Below are 20,005 nucleotides of genomic sequence, written 5' to 3'. Positions count from 1 at the left end.
AGGTCAGCCGAGGTCGCCGCCGGCAACGGGGAGCACCGTGCCGGTGATGTAGGAGGCCTCGTCGGAGGCGAGGAAGCAGATCGCCGCGGCCTGCTCGTCGAGCGTGCCGTACCGCTTGAGCAGGGAGGAGGCGAGCGTCTGGTCGATGTGGGCCTGGAACCAGTCCTTCTCCTGGGCCGTCCTCGGCGTCGGTGTGCCCCGGGAGATCCTGCGCGGGGGGGCTTCCGTGCCGCCCGGTGCCGTCGCGACCACGCGGATCCCGGCGTCGGCGCACTCGAAGGCGAGCGACGCGGTGAGGGCGTTGATGCCGCCCTTGGCCGCCGAGTACGGGATGCGGTGGATGCCGCGGGTCGCGCACGAGGACACGTTGACGATCACCCCGTGCTCCTGCCGCGTCATCGACGGCAGCACCGCGCGGCAGGACCACAGGGTGGTGAGCAGGGAGCGGGTGATCTCCGCCTGGATCTCCTCGGCGGTGAACTCGGTGAACGGCTTGAAGTTGATCGCGCCGCCCACGTTGTTGACCAGGACGTCGATCCGGCCGTGGTGCTCCAAGGCGGACGCCACGGCCGCCTCCGCCCCCGCGTACGTCTCCAGGTCGGCGGTGACCGAGTGCGCGCCGAGTCCCGCGGCGACCTCGTGCACCAACTCGGACCGGTCGACGAGGGTCAGTTCGGCCGACTCGGCGGCCAGGCGGCGGGCGACCGCCAGGCCGATGCCCTGGGCCGCGCCGGTGACCACCACCTTCTTCCCGGCGAACCGGTCCGCGTGGACGGCGGTCGCGCTCACGCCGCCTCCAGCGTCTGTCGTACGGCGGCCGGGGTGAACTTCTCGTAGTGGAAGTTCGCCGGGGTCACGCCGAGGGCCGTGATGTGCGCGCGTACGGCCTCGACCATGGCGGGCGGGCCGCACAGGTAGACGTCCACGTCGCCCCCGTGGAGGGTGCCGGCGTCCATCAGTCCGGTCACGAAGCCCTTGTTGCGGGCCGTGCTGGACGGGTCGGCGACGCAGTGGTCGAAGGTGAGGCCGGGGACGACCTCCGCGTAGTCCTCCAGGGTGTCCAGGTGGACGAGGTCCTGGTCGGTGGTGACGCCGTAGAGCAGGTGGACCGGATGGGCGGGCGGCTGCTGGGTCATCCGCTCCAGCATCGACAGCAGCGGCGCCAGACCGGTACCGCCGGCCAACAGCAGGCTGGGGCGGGTGAGTTCGCGCAGGTAGAAGCTGCCCATCGGGCCGGTGCACTCCAGGCGGTCGCCGACCCGGGCGCGCTCGGTGAGGTACCCGGACATCGCCCCGCCCGGCACCGTCCGCACCAGGAAGGAGACCTGCCGCTGGTTCGGGCCGGAGCTGAAGGAGTACGAGCGGGCCTGATCGGTGCCCGGCACGGCGATGTTGACGTACTGGCCGGGCAGGAAGTCCAGCGCATCCCGGTCGTCGACGTCGAGGGTGAACTCGACGGTGGTGGCGGAGTGATGCTTGATGTCGGCGACCGTGGCGGTGTGGGTTGCGGCTCGGGTCTTCGCGGCGAGGGAAGAGGACGGGATGCGCAGCACGAGGTCGCTCTGCGGGGTCATCTGGCAGGGCAGGCAGTAGCCGGCCGCGGCCTCGTCGTCGGACAGCGCCTCCTCGATGTAGTCGCCGCCATCGTAACTGCCGGACTCGCACAGCGACTTGCAGGTCCCGCAGGCGCCGTCGCGGCAGTCGAGGGGGATGTTGATACGGGCCTTGTAGGAGGCCTCGGCGACGGTCTCGTCGGGGCGGCACTCGATGAAGCGGGTGATGCCGTCCTCGAAGTTCAGGGCGACCTGGAAGGACATGGGGGAACTCATTTCAGACGTGGTAGATGTCGACCACGTGGTGAACGTAGTCGTTCTTCAGGACGACCTTCTTGCTGAGGATCAGCGGCTTCGGGCCGGAGACGTCGAGCCGGTAGAAGGAGGTGCCGAAGTACGTGTCGGTCGTCTGGTAGCGGTAGTAGAGCGTGAACCAGTTGAACCGCACATCGACCAGGTGGCCGTCGCGGCCGGTGATCTCGACGTTGGTGATGTTGTGGCCGGTGCGCGGCTCCGGCAGGCTCGTCGCGCTGGAGCGGTCGGTGCGGATGCGGAAGACGCGGTCCTCGAGGCCGGCCCGGTTCGGGTAGTAGACGAGCGAGATCTCGGTCTGCGGGTCGCGGGTGAGTTCGTCGTCGTCCGCCCAGGCCGGCATCCAGAACTCGGCGTCCGGGTGGTAGCACTCCAGCCACTTCTCGAACTCGCGGTCGTCGAGGTACCGGGCCTCGCGGTAGAGGAACTGGCGGATCCCCTCAAGGGTGATCTCTTCGACTGCCGTGGTCACTTGGCCACCTCCAGGGCCTCGCGCAGGGTGTTGAGCCAGTAGCCGTGCTGGATGGGGTAGAGCCCCTCGTCCTCCGTGCGCACACCGCTGGCGATCGGGTTGATGCCGATCTTCTTGGCGTCCTCGTCCGGGCCGTCGATCTGGTGCACGGCACCCCGGCTGAGGTCGTTCCACGGCATGGACTCGGCCAGATAGGTCTTCTGGCAGGAACGGAACTCCTCCAGGTCGTCCGGGGTGGCCATGCCGGTGGCGTTGAAAAAGTCCTCGTACTGGCGGATGCGCCGGGCACGGTCCTCGGCCGGCTCGCCCTTCGGGGCGATGCAGTAGATCGTGACCTCGGTCTTGTCGACGGAGATGGGCCGGAAGTGCCGTATCTGCGAGGAGAACTGGTCCATCAGGTAGACGTTCGGGTACAGGCACAGATTCCGGGACACGCCGATCATCCAGTCGGCCTTTTCCGCCCCGAACTGCTCGGCCAGCTCGTCCCGCTTCCCATACAGCGGCCGGTTCGTCGGGTCGAGCCACTTCGTCCACAGCAGCAGATGGCCGTGGTCGAAGGAGTAGAACCCGCCCTTCTGCTTGGACCAGCCGCCCGCGTCCATCGTCTTCGTGTCGTTCTTCGACTCGCCCGAGGTGCGGCGGGCCTGGGTGGCGGCGTAGTTCCAGTGGGTCGCGGAGACGTGGTAGCCGTCGGCGCCGTTCTCGGCCTGCAGCTTCCAGTTGCCGTCGTAGTGGTACGTGGAGGAGCCGCGCAGCACCTCCAGGCCCTCCGGGGACTGGTCGACGACCATGTCGATCACGACCGCGGCGTCGCCGAGGTGTTCGCGGAGCGGCTTGACGTCCGGGTTGAGGCTGCCGAAGAGGAAGCCGCGGTAGCTCTCGAAGCGGGCGACCTTCTTCAAATCGTGGGAGCCGTCGGTGTTGAACTGCTCCGGGTAGCCGGCATCGCGCGGGTCCTTCACCTTCAGCAGCTTGCCGCTGTTGCTGAACGTCCAGCCGTGGAACGGGCAGGTGAAGGTGGTGCGGTTGTCGGTCTTCCTGCGGCACAGCATCGCGCCGCGGTGGCTGCACGCGTTGATCAGGCAGTGCAGCTCGCCCTGCTTGTCGCGCGAGATGACGACGGGCTGCCGGCCGATGTACGTCGTGAAGTAGTCGCCGACCTCCGGGATCTGGCTCTCGTGGGCGAGATAGACCCAGTTCCCCTCGAAGATGTGCTTCATCTCCAGTTCGAAGAGTTCCTCGTCGGTGAAGACGTTCCGCCGTACCCGGTACACACCGTTGTCGGGGTCTTCCACGAGGGCGTCTTCGAGGATGGTCCGCGCCCGGCTGAAGTCCTCGGCCATGATTCCGTCCCTTTCACCTCGACCGGGCCGCAGGTCGGCGGCCTCGTTGCCATTGCTTTTCAGCACCATGACAGCGCGGTGAAGAGTCGGCCCCGGACATTCCCCCAGGTTTGACCCAGGGGGGTATTGATATCACCGCCGTCTGAATAAGCTCAGACCAGGTATTTGTGCGGTATGGGATTCGCTCTCTACGCTGGGGCTCGTTCGAGGGCCCCGAAACACGAAAAAGGGGCAGCCCGAAATGGAACTCAGGCATCTTCGGTATTTCGTGGCCGTCGCCGAAACGCGTCATTTCGGAAAGGCCGCGGAAAACCTCCACATGGCCCAGCCGCCGCTCTCCCAGGCGATACGCCGCCTGGAGACGGAACTGGGCGTGGAACTGTTCACCCGCACCACCCGCCAGGTCGCCCTCACCGGCGCCGGCGAGGTGTTCCGCACCGACGCGGAGCGCATCCTCACGGCCGTCGACGAGGCGGTCGCCCGGGTCGGGCGCTTCGCCGCCGGGGCGGAAGGGGTGCTCAGGATCGGCCTGACGGGCGCCGCCTCGTACCGCCAACTGCCCGCACTCGCACGGCTGATGAAGCGCGCGATGCCCCAAGTGATGCTGGAGGTGCACACCGAGATGCTCACGCCCGCCCAGGAAGCGGGGCTGATCGAGCGCCGCCTCGACATCGGCCTGCTGCGCCCGCCCGTCCGCCAGGAGGGCATCGCCCACCGCACCGTCGCCACCGAGCCCCTGGCCGTCGCCGTACCCGAGCAGCACTGGCTCGCCGAGGCGGACGTGGTCCGCGTCGAACAGCTGCGGCACGAGGACTTCGTCCTGTACGGCGCCACGTCGGGTTCCGTCGTGTACGACGCCGTGGTCCGCAGCTGCCTGGCCGCCGGATTCTACCCGCACCGCGCCTACGAGGTCACCGAGACCTCCGCCGCCCTGGCGCTGGTCGCCGCCGGACTCGGTGTCGCAGTCCTCCCCGACTCGATCCGCGCCGCGCCCCGCGAGGGCGTGGTGTGCAAGGACATCGAGGACGCGCTGACCGTGCGCCTCGACCTGGCCTGGCGCGAGGACGACGCATCGCCGCTGCTGCGTCGCCTCCTGACGGTGCTGGAGCAGAACGACATGTTCATCGACGTGCCCGAGGGAGCGGCATGAAGATCGTCAAGGTGGAGGCCATCCCCTTCGCCATTCCGTATGCCAAGCCGCTGAGGTTCGCGTCCGGCGAGGTGCACACCGCCGACCACGTCCTGGTCCGGGTGCACACCGACGAGGGCCTGACCGGCACCGCCGAGGCGCCCCCGCGGCCGTACACCTACGGCGAGACCCAGGAGTCCATCGTCGCGGTGATCGACAACATCTTCGCGCCCCAGCTCCTGGGGCTGACCGCTCTGGAACGGGAAGGCGTCCACGAGCGGCTGGACCGCACCGTCGGCAACCCGACCGCCAAGGCGGCGCTCGACATGGCGCTGTGGGACATCCTCGGCCAGGCCGCCGGCATGCCGGTCTCCGGCCTCCTCGGCGGCTACTCGGACCGCATGCGGGTCAGCCACATGGTCGGCTTCGCACCGGCCGAGGCGATGGTCGCCGAGGCGGAACGGATCCGGGACACGTACGGCATCACCACCTTCAAGGTGAAGGTCGGCCGCCGCCCCTACACGCAGGACGTCGACGCGTGCCGGGCGCTGCGCGAGGCCCTGGGCCCGGACGCCGAGCTCTACATCGACGGCAACCGGGGCTGGACCGCTTCCGAGTCCGCCCGCGTCCTGCGGGAGACGGCCGACCTCGGCCTGACCTTCGCCGAGGAGCTCTGCCCCGCCGACGACGTGCTGGGCCGACGCTGGCTCGTCGCGCAGAGCCCGGTGCCGTTCATCGCCGACGAGAGCGCCACCCGGGCCGCCGAGGTGACCCGGGAACTCCTCGGCGGCTCCGCCACCGCCATCAGCATCAAGACCGCCCGCACCGGCTTCACCGCCTCCCAGCGGGTGCTGCACGAGTGCGAGGGACTGGGCGTCGATGTGGTGATCGGCAACCAGATCGACGGCCAGATAGGCACGTTGTGCGCGGTCGCCTTCGGCGCCGCGCACCGCACCTCCGCCCGGTACGCGGGCGAGCTGTCCAACTTCCTCGACATGACCGACGACCTCCTCACCGAGCCGCTGACCATCGAGAACGGCACCCTGCGCGTTCGCGAGGGCGCCGGACTCGGCATCGACATCGACCCCGAGAAGCTGGCGCGTTATCGCCAGGACCGCTGACACACCTTCAGGACACGAGTTTCAAGGGACGGGATCACCATGACCGACACCACCATCGAGCAGGCCACCGCCGCCTCCTCCGGAGCCGCCGCGACCGAGCAGTTCCGCAACAAGCAGCGCACCGGGGCGGCCGACGTCGACACCAAGCGCGTCGACACGCTCGTCACCGAACTCCTCACCGCCGCCCACGACATCATCCGCCGCCACAAGGTGACGTACGCCGAGTACGACGTGCTGAAGTCCTGGCTCATCAAGGTCGGCGAGGACGGCGAGTGGCCGCTCTTCCTCGACGTGTGGCTGGAGCACGTGGTCGAGGAGGTCGCAAACGAGGACCGCGAGGGCAGCAAGGGCACCATCGAGGGCCCGTACTACGTTCCCGACTCCCCGCTCCTGCCCGCGGAGGCGACCCTCCCCATGCGCGAGGGCGAGGAGGGCACGCCTCTGCTGTTCCAGGGACGGGTGACGGGCGTCGACGGCACCCCGTTGGCCGGTGCCAAGATCGAGATCTGGCACGCCGACAGCGACGGCTTCTACTCGCAGTTCGCGCCGAACCTGCCGCAGTGGAACCTGAGGGGCACGGTCGTCGCCGACGACACCGGACAATTCCGGATCCACACCATCGAGCCCGCCCCGTACCAGATCCCCACCGACGGCTCTTGCGGCAAGCTGATCGCCGCGGCCGGCTGGCACGCCTGGCGCCCCGCCCACCTGCACCTGAAGGTGTCGGCGCCCGGACACCAGCTCATCACCACCCAGCTGTACTTCAAGGGCGGCAGCCATGTCTCCGACGACATAGCCTCCGCCGTGAAGCCCGAGCTGATCCTCGACCCCGGTCCCGCCGCGAACGGCGAGGGTCGTGAGGTCCGTTACGACTTCGTCCTCGACAAGGCGTGATGCACGGTGCTCTTCGCGGTTCGGATGGATGTCGACATTCCGCGGGACCTCGACCTCGAGGTCCGCGCGGATCTGGTGGCGCGGGAGAAGGCGTACTGCCAGGAACTGCAGAAGTCGGGTGAGTGGGTGCACATCTGGCGGTGCGTCGGCCGGTACGCCAACATCAGCGTCTTCGACGTCGCCGACAACGAGGCGCTGCACCGGATCCTGTGGCACCTGCCGTTGTTCCCCTACCTGACGATCGAGGTCACCCCACTGGCTCAGCACCCGTCCGATCTGGCGGCCAGTGAGGTCCCGGCATGATGGACAAGGTGATCGCGACAGCTGCCGAGGCGGTGGCCGACGTGCCCGAGGGTGCGTCGCTCGCCGTGGGCGGCTTCGGACTCAGCGGTGTGCCGAACGTGCTGATCCAGGCCCTGTACGAGCGGGGTGTGGCCGGGCTGTCGGTGGTGTCCAACAACTGCGGGGCGATGGACTCCGGCCTCGCGGTACTGCTGACCGCCGGCCGGATCGCCCGGGTGACCGGCTCCTACATCGGCGCCAACAAGGAGTTCGCCCGGCAGTATCTGGCCGGGGAACTGGAAGTCGAGTTGATCCCGCAGGGCACGCTCGCCGAGCGGCTGCGTGCCGGGGGTGCGGGCATCCCGGCCTTCTTCACCCCGGCCGGTGTGGGTACGCAGGTCGCCGAGGGCGGGCTGCCGTGGCGCTACGACGGCTCCGGTGGCGTCGCTCTGGCGTCGCCGCCGAAGGAGGTGCGGGAGTTCGACGGCACCGAGTACGTGCTGGAGCGCGGTATCCGCACCGACTTCGCGCTGGTGCGGGCCTGGCGGGGGGACCGGCACGGGAATCTCGTGTTCAACAAGTCCTCCCGTAACTTCAACCCGCTTGCCGCCATGGCCGGCCGGATCACGATCGCCGAGGTCGAGGAGCTCGTGGAACCCGGCGACATCGAGCCGGACGCCGTTCACCTGCCGGGGATCTTCGTGCAGCGCGTGGTCGCCCTCACTGCCGAGCAGGCGGCGGACAAGAAGATCGAGCAGCGGACGGTGAGCAGCTGATGGCCTGGACACGTGAGCAGATGGCCGCCCGTGCCGCGCGCGAGCTGGAGGACGGGCAGTACGTCAACCTCGGCATCGGTCTGCCGACGCTGATCCCGAACTACCTCCCGCCCGGCGTCGAGGTGGTCCTGGAATCGGAGAACGGCATCCTCGGCACCGGTCCGTACCCGGCCGGGGACCAGGTCGACCCGGACCTGATCAACGCCGGCAAGGAGACCGTGACGGTCCTTCCGGGTGCCTCCTTCTTCGACTCGGCGCTGTCCTTCGCGATGATCCGGGGCGGGCACATCGACGTCGCCGTCCTGGGCGCGATGCAGGTGTCGGCCGTCGGCGACCTGGCGAACTGGGCGATCCCGGGGAAGCTGGTCACCGGAATCGGCGGGGCGATGGACCTGGTCCACGGGGCCCGTACGGTCATCGTTGTGATGACCCACACCGCCAAGGACGGCTCGCCCAAGATCCTCACCGAGTGCGCTCTGCCCCTCACCGGCAGGGCATGCGTGAACCGGATCATCACCGACCTCGGTGTCCTCGACGTCACCGACGACGGGCTCGTCCTCGTCGAGACCGCGCCCGGCGTGAGCGCCGACGACATCGTGGCCAGGACCGACGCGAAGGTCCGCACCACCGAGGAGATCTCGTCATGACACTGCGGGACGTCTACATCGTCGACGCGGTCCGCACGCCGGTCGGCCGCTACAACGGCGCGCTCGCCGCCGTCCGCCCAGACGACCTGGCCGCCCACGCAATCCGCGCACTCGTCCGCCGTACACCGGAGTTGGACCCTTCTCGGATCGAGGACGTCTACTTCGGCAATGCCAACGGCGCCGGCGAGGAGAACCGGAACGTGGGCAGAATGGCCGCGCTCCTGGCCGGACTGCCGACCTCCGTCCCCGGCGTGACCGTCAACCGCCTGTGCGCCTCCGGTCTGGAGGCGGTGATCCAGGCGGCCCGCGCCATCGCGGTCGGGGACGCCTCCATCGCCGTGGCCGGTGGTGTGGAGTCGATGACCCGCGCCCCGTATGTGCTGCCGAAGAACGACCGGGCCTTCCCGGCCGGGCACACCGAGCTGTACTCGACCACCCTGGGCTGGCGCATGGTCAACCCGAGGATGGACCCGCAGTGGACCGTCCCGCTGGGCGAGTCGGCCGAGCTGATCGCCGAGAAGCACAAGATCACCCGGGAGCAGCAGGACGAGTTCGCGCTCGCCTCGCACCAGAAGGCGGCGAAGGCGCAGCAGGCCGGGCTCTTCGACGCCGAGCTGACGCCGGTGGTCACTCCGCAGCGCAAGGGCGACCCGGTGGTCTTCAGGGTGGACGAGTGTGTGCGGCCGGACGCCTCACTGACCGCGATGGCCAGGCTGAAGCCGTCCTTCCGCGAGGAGAACGGAACGGTCACCGCGGGCAACGCGTCGCCGCTGAACGACGGGGCCGCGGCGCTGCTGCTGACCGACGAGGAGGGCCTGAAGGCCACCGGCCGCGAGCCCCTCGCCCGCGTCTGCGCATCCGGCGTCTCGGCGATCGACCCGCACTACTTCGGGCTCGGGCCCGTGGAGGCGGTCAACCGCGCGCTGGCCAAGGCGGGCAAGGGCTTCGACGACCTGTCCGTCCTGGAGCTGAACGAGGCGTTCGCCGCTCAGGTGCTGGGCTGTGTCGCCGAGTGGCCCGAGTTCGACCCGGCGATCCTCAACCCGCAGGGCGGCGCCATCGCCCTCGGCCACCCGCTGGGCGCCTCCGGCGCGCGCCTCGCCGGCACCGTCGCCCACCAGCTGGCCCGCAAGGGCAGCGGCGTCGGCGTCGCCACCCTCTGCATCGGCGTCGGGCAGGGCCTGGCCCTCGTCCTCGAACACCCGTGAAGCCTCCAGGAGTCGCTGTGTCCGCCTCGCCCCTGCTGCACCACCACGTGGTCGGACCGGCGGACGCGCCGCCCCTGGTCCTCGGCCCGTCCCTGGGCACCTCCAAGGCGGTCTGGGAGCCGCAGCTGCCCGCCCTGACCCGCCGTTTCCGGGTACTGCGCTTCGACCTGCCCGGACACGGCGGTTCCTCGTCCGCTGTCCTGCCCGCCCCCGAGCCCGGCCGCACGACGGTCGGACACCTCGCGTCGCTGGTGCTCGCCCTCGCCGACCACCACGGCTGGGACCGGTTCCACTACGCGGGCATCTCCCTGGGCGGAGCCATCGGGGCCCACCTCGCCGCCCGCCATCCGGAACGGGTCTCCTCCCTGGCCCTGGTTTGCTCCTCCGCGCACTTCGGTCCCGCCGAGCCATGGCAGGAGCGGGCGGGTCTGGTGCGGATCAAGGGCACCGCTCCGCTACTGGAGACCAGCCCGGGCCGCTGGTTCGCCACGGCCGACGTGGCCGGCACCCCCTTCGGCCGCAGACTGCTCGGCAGTCTCGCCGACGCCGACCCGGTCGGGTACGCGGCGTGCTGCGACGCCCTCGCCGAATACGACCTGCGCCCCGAACTGGCGGCGATCAGCGCCCCCGCTCTCGTCGTCGGAGGCACGCTCGACACAGCTACGCCGCTGGAGCACGCGCGAGAACTGGCCGACGGCATCCCGCACGCCGTGCTGAAGACCATCGCCTGCGGTCACCTCGCCGCCGAGCGGCCCAGGGCCCTGCGGGACGTCCTCACCGCACACCTTTCCATGGCCCAGGAGAAACACCGTCCGAGGGTTCCCCAGACCGACTGACCCGTTTACGCTCCGCACACCACCACCAAACCCCGCAAGTACGGCATGCAGCTCACCGGAGGTCGCTGTGCAGCCCAGTGACACGCTCCGCCCGGAGATCGCCCACTCCTGGTGGCGCTCCGAGATCAGCGGGCTCAGCCCCGAGGCTCCGAATCTGCGCGTAGAGCCGGACGCGGTGGACCGGCGCAGCCGTCTGGCGGCGGCTGCCGAACCGGTGCTCGCCGAGCTCGCCGAGCAGCTCGGCGACGGGGACTTCTGCGTGCTGTTCACCGACCGCGAGTCGCGGATCGTGACATGCCCATCGGGGCCGGGCGGCTGCGCGACCGGCTGGAGGGGCTCGGCGTGGTGGCCGGCGGCGTGTTCCTGGAGGAGACCACGGGGACGAACTCCATCGCCACGGCGCACGAGCTGCGCCGCGGAGTCGCGGTGCACGGCGAGGAGCACTACCTGAGCCGTTCAAACGGTTCAGCTGCTACGGCCATCCGATCACCCACCCCGTGACCCGCCGTCTGGTGGGCGTCCTCGACATCACCTGCGACACCGGGAACGACTCTCCCCTGCTCGCCCCGCTCATCGCCCGCGCGGCCCGCGACATCGAGGAACGGCTGCTGCAGTCCACGCGCCGTGCCGAACAGCGGATGCTGGCGGCCTTCCAGACGGCCGCGGCAGGACGCAACCGTCCGGTGCTGGTGCTGGGGGAGGGCGTGGTGCTGGCGAACCCCTCCGCCGTGGAGCTCCTCGACCCCGTCGACCACTTCCGGCTGCGCGAACTCGCAGCCGGCATCGTCCGCCGGGGCAGCGGCGGATGCCCGCAACCTCATACGGTCCGCTCGGTCGAACTCGCCTCGGGGCGAGAAGTCTCCGTCCGGTCCAGGCCGTCGCGCTCGGGGGTGAGGGTGTGCTCTTCGAGTTCGACAAGCCGGACGGTCCGGACCCGACGGCCCGGACCGTCGGCTCCGCCCGGCGTCCCGCCGTACGGACCATGGAACCCGCGCCGGGCACGCCGGTGTACGTCGGAGGGGAACCCGGCACCGGGCGCACCAGGACAGTGCGGTCACTGGTGAGCGGGGACAGCACGCGGATCCTCGTCATGGAAGCGTCGGAAGCCACCGTACGTGGGGAGGCCGCCTGGCTCGCCGACCTGGAGCGGGCGGCGGACGACCGGTCGGCCCTGCTGGTCGTCGAGGACGTACAGCTGCTGCCCGACGCCTGCGCCGTCCGCCTGCGCCGGCTCATGGAACGGCCCGGCCCGTGGATCGCCCTGACCGGGGCTTCCCTCGCCGAACTCACCGGCCGGAGCGCCGCACTGGCCGCCGCCTGCCCGGTGCACATCGAGTTGCCGACGCTGCGGGAGCGCACGGAAGAGCTGCCGGAACTCGTCCGGGCGATGCTCGACGGTCTGGGCACCGGCGACCGGCTGCGCTTCACCCCGGCCGCACTGGCGGCCCTCGCTGGCCACCCGTGGCCCGGCAACCTGAGCGAACTGCACGCGGTCGTCCGGACCGTCGCCGGACACCGCTCGGTGGGCGACATCACCCCTTGGGACCTCCCGGAGGGATACCGGGTCAGCCCGCGCATGCGCAGCATGACGCCGCTGGAGCGAGCCGAACACGACGCGATCGCCGCGGCGCTGCGCGAGTGCGGCGGCAACAAGCTGCATGCCGCGAAGCGGCTGGGCATCAGCCGGACCACGCTCTACAACCGCATGCGCACCCTGCAGATCACCGCCTGAGCCGTCGGCGGCCATGTCCAGAAGTTGAAAAGCTTCCGGTGAGCGGTCCGGCCTACGGTGCCGCCCATGCCAAGAACAAGAAGGATCCTCCCCGTCGCCGCCGCGCTCCTCCTCAGCGCCCCGACCGCAGGCAGCGGCGCGGCCGCAGCCGAGGCACAGATTCCCGCCGTCTCGACGCTGTCCGCACTCACCGCAGGCACGGACGCCTTCTACACGCCCCCGTCCCCCCTCCCGCCCGGTGCGCCCGGTGACGTCATCCGCACTCGGGACGTTGTCACGTCGTCGGTTCCGGGCGCCCGCGTCCAGCAGATCATGTATCTGTCGACCGACGCCCAGGGCGGACGGATCGCGGTCACGGGCCTCCTGCTTACCCCGCTCAACCAGAAGCCGGGCCACGACAACCCCCTCGTGGCCGACTCGCCTGGCACGCGCGGGCTCTCCGACAAGTGCGCGCCGTCCAGGCAGGCGGACCTGCTGGAGGCGAACCCGGCAAGCCCGGAGTACTCCCTGGCGGAATACGAGCAGCTCCTCCTGCACGGCGTCTCCGTCGTCGTCACGGACTACGAGGGGCAGGGCACGCCCGGGCTGCCGTCGTACCTCGTCGGGCGCGGTCGTCCCGTTCAGTCAGGGTTCCAGGCTCTACCACGACTGGTGCGCGCGAGGGCAGTCTGTCCGGTTCGAGGCGCTCACCGAGATCGACCACGTCCCCGGCATCGTCCTCGGCCCCCGCGCGGTGTGGAGTGGCTCGTCGACCGGCTGAGCGGTGGAACCGCCCCTGAAGGCTGCGAGGAAGTCGGCCTGGGCTGAGCACGGCGACCGGACACACGCCCTGGTCGAAGTGTCCACGGATTGAACAGTTGTGAGGGTGCGCGCGGTCCTACTTTTCCGGTCAGCACCCCCATCGGCAAAGGAGCCGCACCATGCAGATCACCGCCGCGCTGACCGAGACCAAGGGCGCACCCTTCACCCTCGCACCCCTCCACCTGGACGACCCGCGCCCCGGCGAGGTCGTCGTCAGGATGGTGAGCTCCGGGGTGTGCCACACCGACCTCATCGTCCGTGACCAGTGGTACCCGGTACCCCTGCCCGCCGTCCTCGGCCACGAGGGCGCCGGCGTCGTGGAGGCCGTCGGCGACGGCGTGACCTCGGTCGCCGCCGGCGACCACGTCGTCCTCACGTTCCAGTCCTGCGGGAGCTGCCGTACGTGTCTGCAGGGCCGCCCCGCCTACTGCGACCAGTTCTTCGCGCACAACTTCGCCGGCTCCCGGCTGGACGGCAGCACGCCGCTGCACCGCGAGTCCGGCGACGACGTCCACGGCGTGTTCTTCGGCCAGTCCGCGTTCGCGACCCACGCCCTCGCCACCGAGCGCAACGTGGTCAAGGCCGACCCGACCGCGCCCCTGGAACTGCTCGGCCCGCTCGGCTGCGGCATCCAGACCGGCGCCGGCGGCGTCCTGAACTCGCTCAAGCCCCCGGCGGGCAGCAGCATCGCCGTCTTCGGCGCCGGCTCGGTCGGCCTGAGCGCCGTCATGGGCGCCGTCGTCGCGGGCTGCACCACCATCGTCGCCGTCGACCTCAACGACCAGCGCCTGGAGCTGGCCAAGGAGGTCGGCGCCACCCACGTCATCAACGGCGCGGCCGGCGACACGGTGGCCGCGCTGCGAGACCTCACCGGCGGCCTCGGCCTCGACTTCACCGTGGAGACCACCGCCGTCCCGGCCGTGCTGCGGCAGGCGGCGGACGCCCTCAACCAGGGCGGCACCTGCGGCCTCATCGGCGCCGCCGCCATCGGCACCGAAGTCTCCCTCGACATGTCCTCCCTCCTCTTCGGCCGCACCGTGCGCGGCATCGTCGAGGGCGACAGCGTGCCGCAACTGTTCATCCCCAAGCTCGTCGACCTGTACCGGCAGGGCCGCTTCCCCTTCGACAAGCTGATCAAGTCCTACGCGTTCGAGGACATCAACGAGGCCGTGGAGGACGCCGAGAAGGGCACCACCCTCAAGGCCGTCCTGACCTTCGGCTGAGCGGTGCACAGCGATGTTCCTTTCCTACGAGGGAGTCGACCTGGCGTATGAGGAGCACGACTCCGGCGACCCGCTGCTGCTGATCCACGGCAGTGGTGCGCAGGCCGCCACCTGGGGCCGGACCACCGGCGACCTGGCGGCGGCCGGGCACCGGGTCATCGCCTACGACCGCCGCGGCTACGGCGCCTCCGTGCACCCCCGGTGCGCGACCACCGCCGCCACGTCGCGGACGCCACCCCGTACTGGAGCGGGTGGCCAAGTCCCCGGCCACCGTGCTGGGCTGGAGCTCGGGCGGCAACATCGCCCTCGCACTCACCGCCGCCCGCCCCGACCTCGTCCGCCGCCTGATCGTCGTCGAGCCGCCGTTCCACGGCCTGCGCCGGCCCAGGGCCGACCAGCTGCGCATTTTGGCCCGCGCCAAGTGGGCCCAGCTGCCCCGCCGTCCGCAGGAGGGGGGGCCGAGTACTTCCTCCACTGGGCTGGCGAGGAGTCGTACGACAAAGCACCGAAGGAGGAACGCGACCGGCTGCTCGGCCATGCCCGCAACATCCTGGCGGAGCTCGACCCGCACCCGTACGGCGTGATGTTCGAGCACCTGCCGATGCGCCGGATCCGCGACCTCCGCGTCCAGATCACCTTCCTCAGCGGCGAGAACAGCCACCTCTTCTTCCACACCCTGCACCGGCGGATGGCGCGTGCCGTGCCCGCGATCCGCAGCGAGGTGATCCCCAGCGCCGGTCACTCGTGCACGTCGACGCGCCGGACGCCTTCGCCGCGGCCGTGTGCCGCGCCACCACCCGCCCGAGCCCCCTTGGAGCCGACCAATGAACCTGCGCTACGACACCTTCTACATCGGCGGCGAATGGGTCCGCCCCGCCACCGACCGGACGATCGTCCCCGTCAACGCCAGCACGGAGGAGCCGCTCGGGCTCGTGCCCGAGGGCAGCGAGGCCGACGTCGACCGGGCGGTGGCCGCCGCCCGTGACGCCTTCGACGACCCGACCGGCTGGGCGAGCTGGGAGCCCGCGCGGCGTGCCGAAGTAATGGAGCGCCTCGCCGACGCCATCGACAAGCGGGCCGACGGGTTCGTCGAGCGGGTCAGCGCCCAGAACGGCATGCCCGTCGCAGTCGCCCGCCAGCTGGAGACCGGCTATCCGAGCGCGGTGCTGTGCTACTACGCCGGACTGGCGAAGGAGCTGGCCGTGACCGAGACCCGGCCCGGTCTGTTCGGCGGTTCGATCGAGGTCCGCAAGGCGCCGGTGGGCGTGGTCGCGGCGATCGTGCCGTGGAACTTCCCGCAGGCCCTGACCATGTTCAAGATCGCGCCGGCGATGGCGACCGGCTGCACACTCGTCATCAAGCCCTCGCCGGAGACCGTACTGGACGCCTACCTGCTGGCCGAGGCCGTGGAGGAGGCCGGCGTCCCCGCCGGCGTGATCAACATCGTCCCGGCAGGCCGTGAGGTCGGCGCCTACCTGGTCTCCCACCCGGCCGTCGACAATTTCGCCTTCACCGGTTCCACGGCCGCCGGCCGGGCCATCGCCGAGACCTGCGGCCGCCTGCCTGGAGTTGGGAGGCAAGTCGGCGGCGATCGTCCTCGACGACGCCGACCTGGCCCCAGAGCGCGGCGCGGGCGTCGCTCACCGTGTCCGCACGGGCACGATCGGCGTCAACCGGTACATCCCCGACCCGGCCGCGCCGTTCGGCGGCGTCAAGGCGAGCGGCCTGGGCCGCGAGCTGGGGCCGGAGGGCCTGGCCGGCTATCAGCAGACGCAGACCGTCTATCTGTGACCCTATCTGCGACCCCCCCATCACCCCTGGCACCGAGGCGTGAAATCGCCGCAGTGCCAGGGGCGATGAAGCGTCCCCGCTGCCTGTTTTGAGGGATTGCGAGGGGATGGCGACGGGAGCAATCTGGGAGCAGAGTCGTGGACGGGTCCGCAGCGACGGTGCTGACCGGAGCGACAGGGTGAGAGAGCAGGCATGAGCGAGGACGCCGCTGTCGAGGTGAGTGCGAGCCGCGCGAGGTCACCGGCCGACCAGACCGTCTCCGCGGCCCTGGACAGCCAGGGCATGGTGACGGCATGGAACGTCGGTGCGCGTGGACTGCTCGGCTACGAGCCGGTGGACGTGGTCGGCCGGGCGGCCGCAGGACTGCTCGTCGAGGCTTTGCCGGCCGCAGCGGAGGACCGATGCGACGCGCGGCAGCCCTGGAGTGGACGGATCGCGGTTCGGCACCGTGACGGACACCGCGTGGACCTGGCGGTCGAGGCATACCCACTGTTGAACGCGGTCGGAGAGACGCACTGGTTCCTGACGGCCACCGCAGCGGAACGGGCCACTGACGATGAACCGGCGATCGCGACGCTCAAGCAATGGGCACTGGACCAGATCCCGCTGCCGATGGCGCTCTTCGATCAGGAGGCACGCGCGATCGCCGTCAACATGGCCATGGAAGGCGCCATGGGGAAGCCAGAGGAGGAGCTGCGCGGCGTGCACCCCTGGGAGTCGGGCCCGGGGCAACCCATCGAAGGCATGGAGGACGTCGGCGAAGTGGTGGCGAAGGTGCTGCGCGACGGGCAGCCGATGCCGTACGAGGTATATGTCCGGGCACCCGGCGAGAGCCACGCGCACGCCTGGCTGCTCTCCCTCTACCCGGTCAAGGACCCCGTCGGCCGAGTGCGTGCCCTGTCGATGGCGGCCGTGGACACCACCGAGCAGTACCGGGCCCGCAAGCGACTCGATGTGCTGAACGAGTCCGGGCTGCGCATCGGCACCACGCTCGACCTGACACGCACCGCCGACGAGCTGGCGAAGCTGTGCACCGACCACGTCGCCGACTTCGTCGTCGTGGACCTGCTGGACAGCGTGCTCCAGGGTGCGGACACGGACACGGCCCCGCCGGGTGACATCATGGTCTTCAACCGGGCCGCCCAGCGGTCCATGCTCGCGGGCTGCCCCGAGACGGTGGTTCCGCTCGGCAGGGCGCATACCTACCCGGTCGACTCGCCCCCGGGCTTCGCCCTGACCGCGGGGCAGGTGACGCGGCACCGGATCGACGCCGAAACCCTCCGCTGGTGGGCCGCCGGCTCCCCCGAGCGCGCCCGTAGCATCCAGTCCCACGGGATGCACTCGATGATGCTGGCGCCGCTGCGGGCGCGTGGCGTCACCCTGGGACTGGCGATCCTCGCCCGTCACCGGAACCCGGACCCCTTCGACCAGGACGACGTGAACCTGGTGGAGGAACTGGTTGCCCGAGCCGCCCTGTGCGTGGACAACGCCCGCCGCTACACCCGCGAACGCACCACCGCGCTCGCCCTGCAGCGCAGCCTGCTGCCCCGGCACGCGCCCCGGCAGGCGGCGGTGGAGGTGGCCTCCCGCTACCTTCCCGCCCATGCCCGCGCCGGCATCGGCGGCGACTGGTTCGACGTCATCCCGCTCTCCGGAGCCCGGGTGGCCCTGGTGGTGGGCGACGTGGTCGGCCACGGCATCCGCGCGTCCGCCACCATGGGCCGGCTGCGCACCGCGGTGCGCACTCTCGCCGACGTGGACCTGGCGCCGGACGAACTGCTGACCCAGCTCGACGATCTCGTCCTGCGCATGGACCGTGAAGTATCGGCGGACAGGGACGCAGATCCGGGGGCGGAGGACGTCGGCGAGGTCGGGGCCACCTGCATGTACGCGGTGCACGACCCCGTCTCCGGCCGTTGCGCCCTAGCCAGTGCAGGACATCTTCCGCCCGTACTGGCCGTCCCGGGCGGCCCGGCGAGCGTGCTGGACGTGCCGCCGGGACCCCCGCTGGGGCTCGGCGGCCTGCCCTTCGAGGTCGCGGAGTTCGACCTGCCGGAGGGCAGCGTCCTCGCCCTGTGCACCGACGGTTTCATCGCGGCCGGCGGTCGCGACCCGGACGCTGGGTACGCCCGGCTCCGAGACCTCCTCGCCGATTCCGCACGTCCCTTGGAGGAGATGTGCGAGGCGGCGGTGCGGAACCTGCTGTCCGACCCCCGCACCGATGACGCCGCCCTCCTTCTGGCCCGGACTCGAGTCCTGGGCACCGACCAGGTCGCCACCTGGGACCTGCCCGCCGACCCCGCGGTCGTCGCCCGCGCCCGCGATCTGGCCGGTGCCCAGTTGTCCGCCTGGGATATGAACGACGCCGCTTTCGTCACCGAGCTTATCGTCAGTGAACTCGTGACCAACGCCATCCGCTACGGCAGCCCTCCCGTGCAACTCCGGCTGATCCACGACGACTCGCTCATCTGCGAGGTCTCCGACACCAGCAGCGCCGCCCCCCATTTGCGCCGTGCCCGCGTCTTCGACGAGGGCGGCCGTGGTCTGATGATCGTCGCCCAGCTGACCGAGCGGTGGGGGAGCCGCCACACGGGGACCGGGAAGACCATCTGGGCTGAGCAACTCCTGTCCGCCCCAAAGGCCGGACGGGACATGACGCTCGATTGACGCTCTGGGCGCCCGCACGCGGGACAGCGAGCCGAGAAACCTAACCTGACCTGGCCTTTTCTATGACTCGCCCAGCCGACATCTTTCCGATGACGCACCACGTGGAGTGCGTCGCGATTTTGGAGCCGGTCGACAAGGGTCGCTGACCTGCCGTTCCCAGAGCCTGTCTGCGACTCAGGTTGACGTTCGACGGCGGCATGTCGTCAGCGGCCGGCGTCCTCTGGCGCGCTACGGCTCGCGGCCCGCGGATGGTCACGCAGGGCCCGTCGCGTGCGGATGCCGGGTGCGCCAGCGTGCGTACGCGGGGGCGGCGGCGCAGGTGTCGCGGTAGCCGGCCGTGACCCGGCGCAGGATGTCGTCGCCGTGGCGCGCGAGCGGGCCGTCGTGGTGCCAGGCCAGCACGTGCCGGTACCAGAGGGGATTTCCGGCCAGGGGGCGTACGGCGGTACCCGGGACCTCGATGAACGTGGCCTGACACAGGCTGACCGCCAGGCCCGCGCGGACCAGTTCGATCAGCGGGCGGCCCTCCGCCTCGTACGGGATGTACGGGCTGCGGTCGGCCGCCGCGCACACGGTCGACCAGTACTCGCGGGTCCGGTCGCCGTCCGGCCGGGGCGCCGCCCAGTCCTCGTCCAGGAGGGCGGTCAGCGGGACCTCTTCCCGTCGGGCGAGTGGGTGGGAGGCCGGCAGCAGGGCGAACACCGGCTCGGTGGCCAGGGGTCGGAGCACCACGCCGTCGCGGTGCGGCAGCCGCTGGTCGGGGTGGTCGCCGAGCACCGCCGCCTCCAGCCGGTCCGCCGCCAGCTCGTCGAGCAGGGTGACCGGGGAGTGCTGGCAGCGCGTCGTCACCCGGGCGTCCGGGAGAACGGCCTTGACGGCCAAGACGAGTTGGCCGAGAAGCGGCGCACCGACCGAGCCGATGCGGACACAGTCGCAGGCGGACATCCGGCGGGCCATCCGGGCGGTGTCCGTGATCAGGCCGTCGATGCCGGGGAGGACGGCGCGGGCCCGGTCGAGCACCAGCTCTCCGAAGGGGGTGGCGACGACTCCCGCCTGTCCCCGGGCGAACAGCACTCCGCCCAGCATGGCCTCGATGCGGCGCAATTGGGCGCTGAGCCCGGGCTGGGTCATCCCGAGCGAGGCGGCGGCACGGGTGAGACTGCCCGCCTCGGCGATCGTGCACAGCACGCGTAGATGACGCAGCTCCAGATCCATGGC

The 20,005-nt window shown here is 70.7% G+C and carries 21 protein-coding genes and 1 pseudogene; 17 read left to right on the top strand and 5 right to left on the bottom strand.

Features of this window, described 5'->3' with window-relative positions; genetic code table 11:
- Nucleotides 1-3: 3 nt before the first annotated feature.
- From benD to benA, 4 genes are read right to left on the bottom strand one after another with little or no spacing between them, the layout of a single operon-like run.
- Nucleotides 4-789, bottom strand: a complete 786-nt coding sequence (gene benD / locus ACLB9X_RS31945; protein WP_410363921.1) for a benzoate diol dehydrogenase BenD — start codon at nucleotides 787-789, stop codon at nucleotides 4-6.
- On the bottom strand, nucleotides 786-1,829 hold the full coding sequence (gene benC, locus ACLB9X_RS31940; protein ID WP_410363920.1) for a benzoate 1,2-dioxygenase electron transfer component BenC: 1,044 nt from the start codon (nucleotides 1,827-1,829) through the stop codon (nucleotides 786-788). Before benC ends, benD begins: the two co-directional genes overlap by 4 nt.
- A 1-nt stretch (nucleotide 1,830) precedes the next feature.
- Nucleotides 1,831-2,337, bottom strand: a complete 507-nt coding sequence (benB, locus tag ACLB9X_RS31935) for a benzoate 1,2-dioxygenase small subunit (protein WP_410363919.1) — start codon at nucleotides 2,335-2,337, stop codon at nucleotides 1,831-1,833.
- On the bottom strand, nucleotides 2,334-3,680 hold the full coding sequence (benA, locus tag ACLB9X_RS31930; RefSeq protein WP_410363918.1) for a benzoate 1,2-dioxygenase large subunit: 1,347 nt from the start codon (nucleotides 3,678-3,680) through the stop codon (nucleotides 2,334-2,336). The genes benB and benA overlap by 4 nt, the downstream gene beginning before the upstream one ends.
- Nucleotides 3,681-3,921: 241 nt before the next feature.
- Between benA and ACLB9X_RS31925 the strand changes: the two genes are divergently transcribed.
- The 17 genes and pseudogenes from ACLB9X_RS31925 to ACLB9X_RS31845 all read left to right on the top strand — a co-directional run bounded on the left by ACLB9X_RS31925 (nucleotide 3,922) and on the right by ACLB9X_RS31845 (nucleotide 18,787).
- Nucleotides 3,922-4,830, top strand: a complete 909-nt coding sequence (locus tag ACLB9X_RS31925) for a LysR substrate-binding domain-containing protein (RefSeq protein ID WP_410363917.1) — start codon at nucleotides 3,922-3,924, stop codon at nucleotides 4,828-4,830.
- On the top strand, nucleotides 4,827-5,930 hold the full coding sequence (locus tag ACLB9X_RS31920) for a mandelate racemase/muconate lactonizing enzyme family protein (protein WP_410363916.1): 1,104 nt from the start codon (nucleotides 4,827-4,829) through the stop codon (nucleotides 5,928-5,930). The genes ACLB9X_RS31925 and ACLB9X_RS31920 overlap by 4 nt, the downstream gene beginning before the upstream one ends.
- A 39-nt stretch (nucleotides 5,931-5,969) precedes the next feature.
- The gene (gene catA / locus ACLB9X_RS31915; RefSeq protein ID WP_410363915.1) at nucleotides 5,970-6,824 is read left to right on the top strand and encodes a catechol 1,2-dioxygenase; all 855 of its coding nucleotides are present in this window, start codon (nucleotides 5,970-5,972) and stop codon (nucleotides 6,822-6,824) included.
- Nucleotides 6,825-6,830: 6 nt separating this feature from the next.
- Nucleotides 6,831-7,127, top strand: coding sequence for a muconolactone Delta-isomerase (gene catC, locus ACLB9X_RS31910; RefSeq protein WP_410363914.1), 297 nt, complete (start codon nucleotides 6,831-6,833; stop codon nucleotides 7,125-7,127).
- Nucleotides 7,127-7,882, top strand: coding sequence for a CoA transferase subunit A (locus ACLB9X_RS31905; RefSeq protein ID WP_410363931.1), 756 nt, complete (start codon nucleotides 7,127-7,129; stop codon nucleotides 7,880-7,882). The genes catC and ACLB9X_RS31905 overlap by 1 nt, the downstream gene beginning before the upstream one ends.
- The gene (locus tag ACLB9X_RS31900) at nucleotides 7,882-8,529 is read left to right on the top strand and encodes a CoA transferase subunit B (RefSeq protein WP_410363913.1); all 648 of its coding nucleotides are present in this window, start codon (nucleotides 7,882-7,884) and stop codon (nucleotides 8,527-8,529) included. Before ACLB9X_RS31905 ends, ACLB9X_RS31900 begins: the two co-directional genes overlap by 1 nt.
- Nucleotides 8,530-8,531: 2 nt before the next feature.
- Nucleotides 8,532-9,737, top strand: a complete 1,206-nt coding sequence (locus tag ACLB9X_RS31895; protein WP_410363930.1) for a thiolase family protein — start codon at nucleotides 8,532-8,534, stop codon at nucleotides 9,735-9,737.
- Nucleotides 9,738-9,754: 17 nt separating this feature from the next.
- Nucleotides 9,755-10,573 (top strand): alpha/beta fold hydrolase, encoded by an 819-nt coding sequence (locus ACLB9X_RS31890; RefSeq protein WP_410363912.1) that lies wholly within the window; start codon nucleotides 9,755-9,757, stop codon nucleotides 10,571-10,573.
- 294 nt (nucleotides 10,574-10,867) lie between these two features.
- Nucleotides 10,868-11,074 carry a hypothetical protein gene (locus tag ACLB9X_RS31885; RefSeq protein WP_410363911.1) on the top strand — a complete coding sequence of 69 codons (207 nt, stop codon included), beginning with the start codon at nucleotides 10,868-10,870 and terminating at the stop codon, nucleotides 11,072-11,074.
- Nucleotides 11,071-11,637, top strand: coding sequence for a hypothetical protein (locus ACLB9X_RS31880; RefSeq protein WP_410363910.1), 567 nt, complete (start codon nucleotides 11,071-11,073; stop codon nucleotides 11,635-11,637). Before ACLB9X_RS31885 ends, ACLB9X_RS31880 begins: the two co-directional genes overlap by 4 nt.
- A 26-nt stretch (nucleotides 11,638-11,663) precedes the next feature.
- Complete coding sequence (locus ACLB9X_RS31875) at nucleotides 11,664-12,305, top strand: helix-turn-helix domain-containing protein (RefSeq protein WP_410363909.1); 642 nt, start codon at nucleotides 11,664-11,666, stop codon at nucleotides 12,303-12,305.
- A gap of 66 nt (nucleotides 12,306-12,371) precedes the next feature.
- Nucleotides 12,372-13,112, top strand: coding sequence for a hypothetical protein (locus tag ACLB9X_RS31870; protein ID WP_410363908.1), 741 nt, complete (start codon nucleotides 12,372-12,374; stop codon nucleotides 13,110-13,112).
- 113 nt (nucleotides 13,113-13,225) lie between these two features.
- Entirely contained in the window at nucleotides 13,226-14,329 is a 1,104-nt protein-coding gene (locus tag ACLB9X_RS31865; RefSeq protein WP_410363907.1) for an NAD(P)-dependent alcohol dehydrogenase, read from the top strand.
- A 251-nt stretch (nucleotides 14,330-14,580) separates the two neighbouring features.
- Nucleotides 14,581-14,913 carry an alpha/beta hydrolase gene (locus tag ACLB9X_RS31860; protein ID WP_410363906.1) on the top strand — a complete coding sequence of 111 codons (333 nt, stop codon included), beginning with the start codon at nucleotides 14,581-14,583 and terminating at the stop codon, nucleotides 14,911-14,913.
- A 240-nt stretch (nucleotides 14,914-15,153) separates the two neighbouring features.
- Nucleotides 15,154-15,843, top strand: a pseudogene (locus tag ACLB9X_RS31855) (aldehyde dehydrogenase family protein); the annotation flags it as partial.
- Nucleotides 15,788-16,120, top strand: coding sequence for an aldehyde dehydrogenase family protein (locus ACLB9X_RS31850; protein WP_410363929.1), 333 nt, complete (start codon nucleotides 15,788-15,790; stop codon nucleotides 16,118-16,120). The pseudogene ACLB9X_RS31855 and the gene ACLB9X_RS31850, both read left to right, overlap by 56 nt.
- A 192-nt stretch (nucleotides 16,121-16,312) precedes the next feature.
- Nucleotides 16,313-18,787, top strand: a complete 2,475-nt coding sequence (locus tag ACLB9X_RS31845; RefSeq protein WP_410363905.1) for a SpoIIE family protein phosphatase — start codon at nucleotides 16,313-16,315, stop codon at nucleotides 18,785-18,787.
- A 252-nt stretch (nucleotides 18,788-19,039) separates the two neighbouring features.
- Here the strand turns inward: ACLB9X_RS31845 and ACLB9X_RS31840 are convergent, their stop codons facing one another.
- Nucleotides 19,040-20,002, bottom strand: coding sequence for a LysR substrate-binding domain-containing protein (locus ACLB9X_RS31840; RefSeq protein ID WP_410363904.1), 963 nt, complete (start codon nucleotides 20,000-20,002; stop codon nucleotides 19,040-19,042).
- Nucleotides 20,003-20,005: the final 3 nt, after the last annotated feature.

Origin of the sequence: Streptomyces sp. 5K101, from assembly GCF_046506645.1 — a bacterium.
Taxonomy (GTDB): Bacteria; Actinomycetota; Actinomycetes; order Streptomycetales; family Streptomycetaceae; genus Streptomyces.
Note: the sequence above shows the minus strand (reverse complement) of the source record. Positions and strands in the feature narration are given on the sequence as shown.

Excerpts from the sequence above, each read along its gene's own strand:
- catA (WP_410363915.1), top strand. The coding sequence starts at position 5,970 with ATGACCGACACCACCATCGAGCAGGCCACCGCCGCCTCCTCCGGAGCC.
- benA (WP_410363918.1), bottom strand. The coding sequence starts at position 3,680 with ATGGCCGAGGACTTCAGCCGGGCGCGGACCATCCTCGAAGACGCCCTC.
- ACLB9X_RS31875 (WP_410363909.1), top strand. The coding sequence starts at position 11,664 with ATGGAAGCGTCGGAAGCCACCGTACGTGGGGAGGCCGCCTGGCTCGCC.
- ACLB9X_RS31925 (WP_410363917.1), top strand. The coding sequence starts at position 3,922 with ATGGAACTCAGGCATCTTCGGTATTTCGTGGCCGTCGCCGAAACGCGT.
- ACLB9X_RS31885 (WP_410363911.1), top strand. The coding sequence starts at position 10,868 with ATGCCCATCGGGGCCGGGCGGCTGCGCGACCGGCTGGAGGGGCTCGGC.
- ACLB9X_RS31870 (WP_410363908.1), top strand. The coding sequence starts at position 12,372 with ATGCCAAGAACAAGAAGGATCCTCCCCGTCGCCGCCGCGCTCCTCCTC.
- ACLB9X_RS31905 (WP_410363931.1), top strand. The coding sequence starts at position 7,127 with ATGGACAAGGTGATCGCGACAGCTGCCGAGGCGGTGGCCGACGTGCCC.
- ACLB9X_RS31845 (WP_410363905.1), top strand. The coding sequence starts at position 16,313 with ATGAGCGAGGACGCCGCTGTCGAGGTGAGTGCGAGCCGCGCGAGGTCA.
- benC (WP_410363920.1), bottom strand. The coding sequence starts at position 1,829 with ATGAGTTCCCCCATGTCCTTCCAGGTCGCCCTGAACTTCGAGGACGGC.
- ACLB9X_RS31900 (WP_410363913.1), top strand. The coding sequence starts at position 7,882 with ATGGCCTGGACACGTGAGCAGATGGCCGCCCGTGCCGCGCGCGAGCTG.
- ACLB9X_RS31840 (WP_410363904.1), bottom strand. The coding sequence starts at position 20,002 with ATGGATCTGGAGCTGCGTCATCTACGCGTGCTGTGCACGATCGCCGAG.
- ACLB9X_RS31865 (WP_410363907.1), top strand. The coding sequence starts at position 13,226 with ATGCAGATCACCGCCGCGCTGACCGAGACCAAGGGCGCACCCTTCACC.
- ACLB9X_RS31920 (WP_410363916.1), top strand. The coding sequence starts at position 4,827 with ATGAAGATCGTCAAGGTGGAGGCCATCCCCTTCGCCATTCCGTATGCC.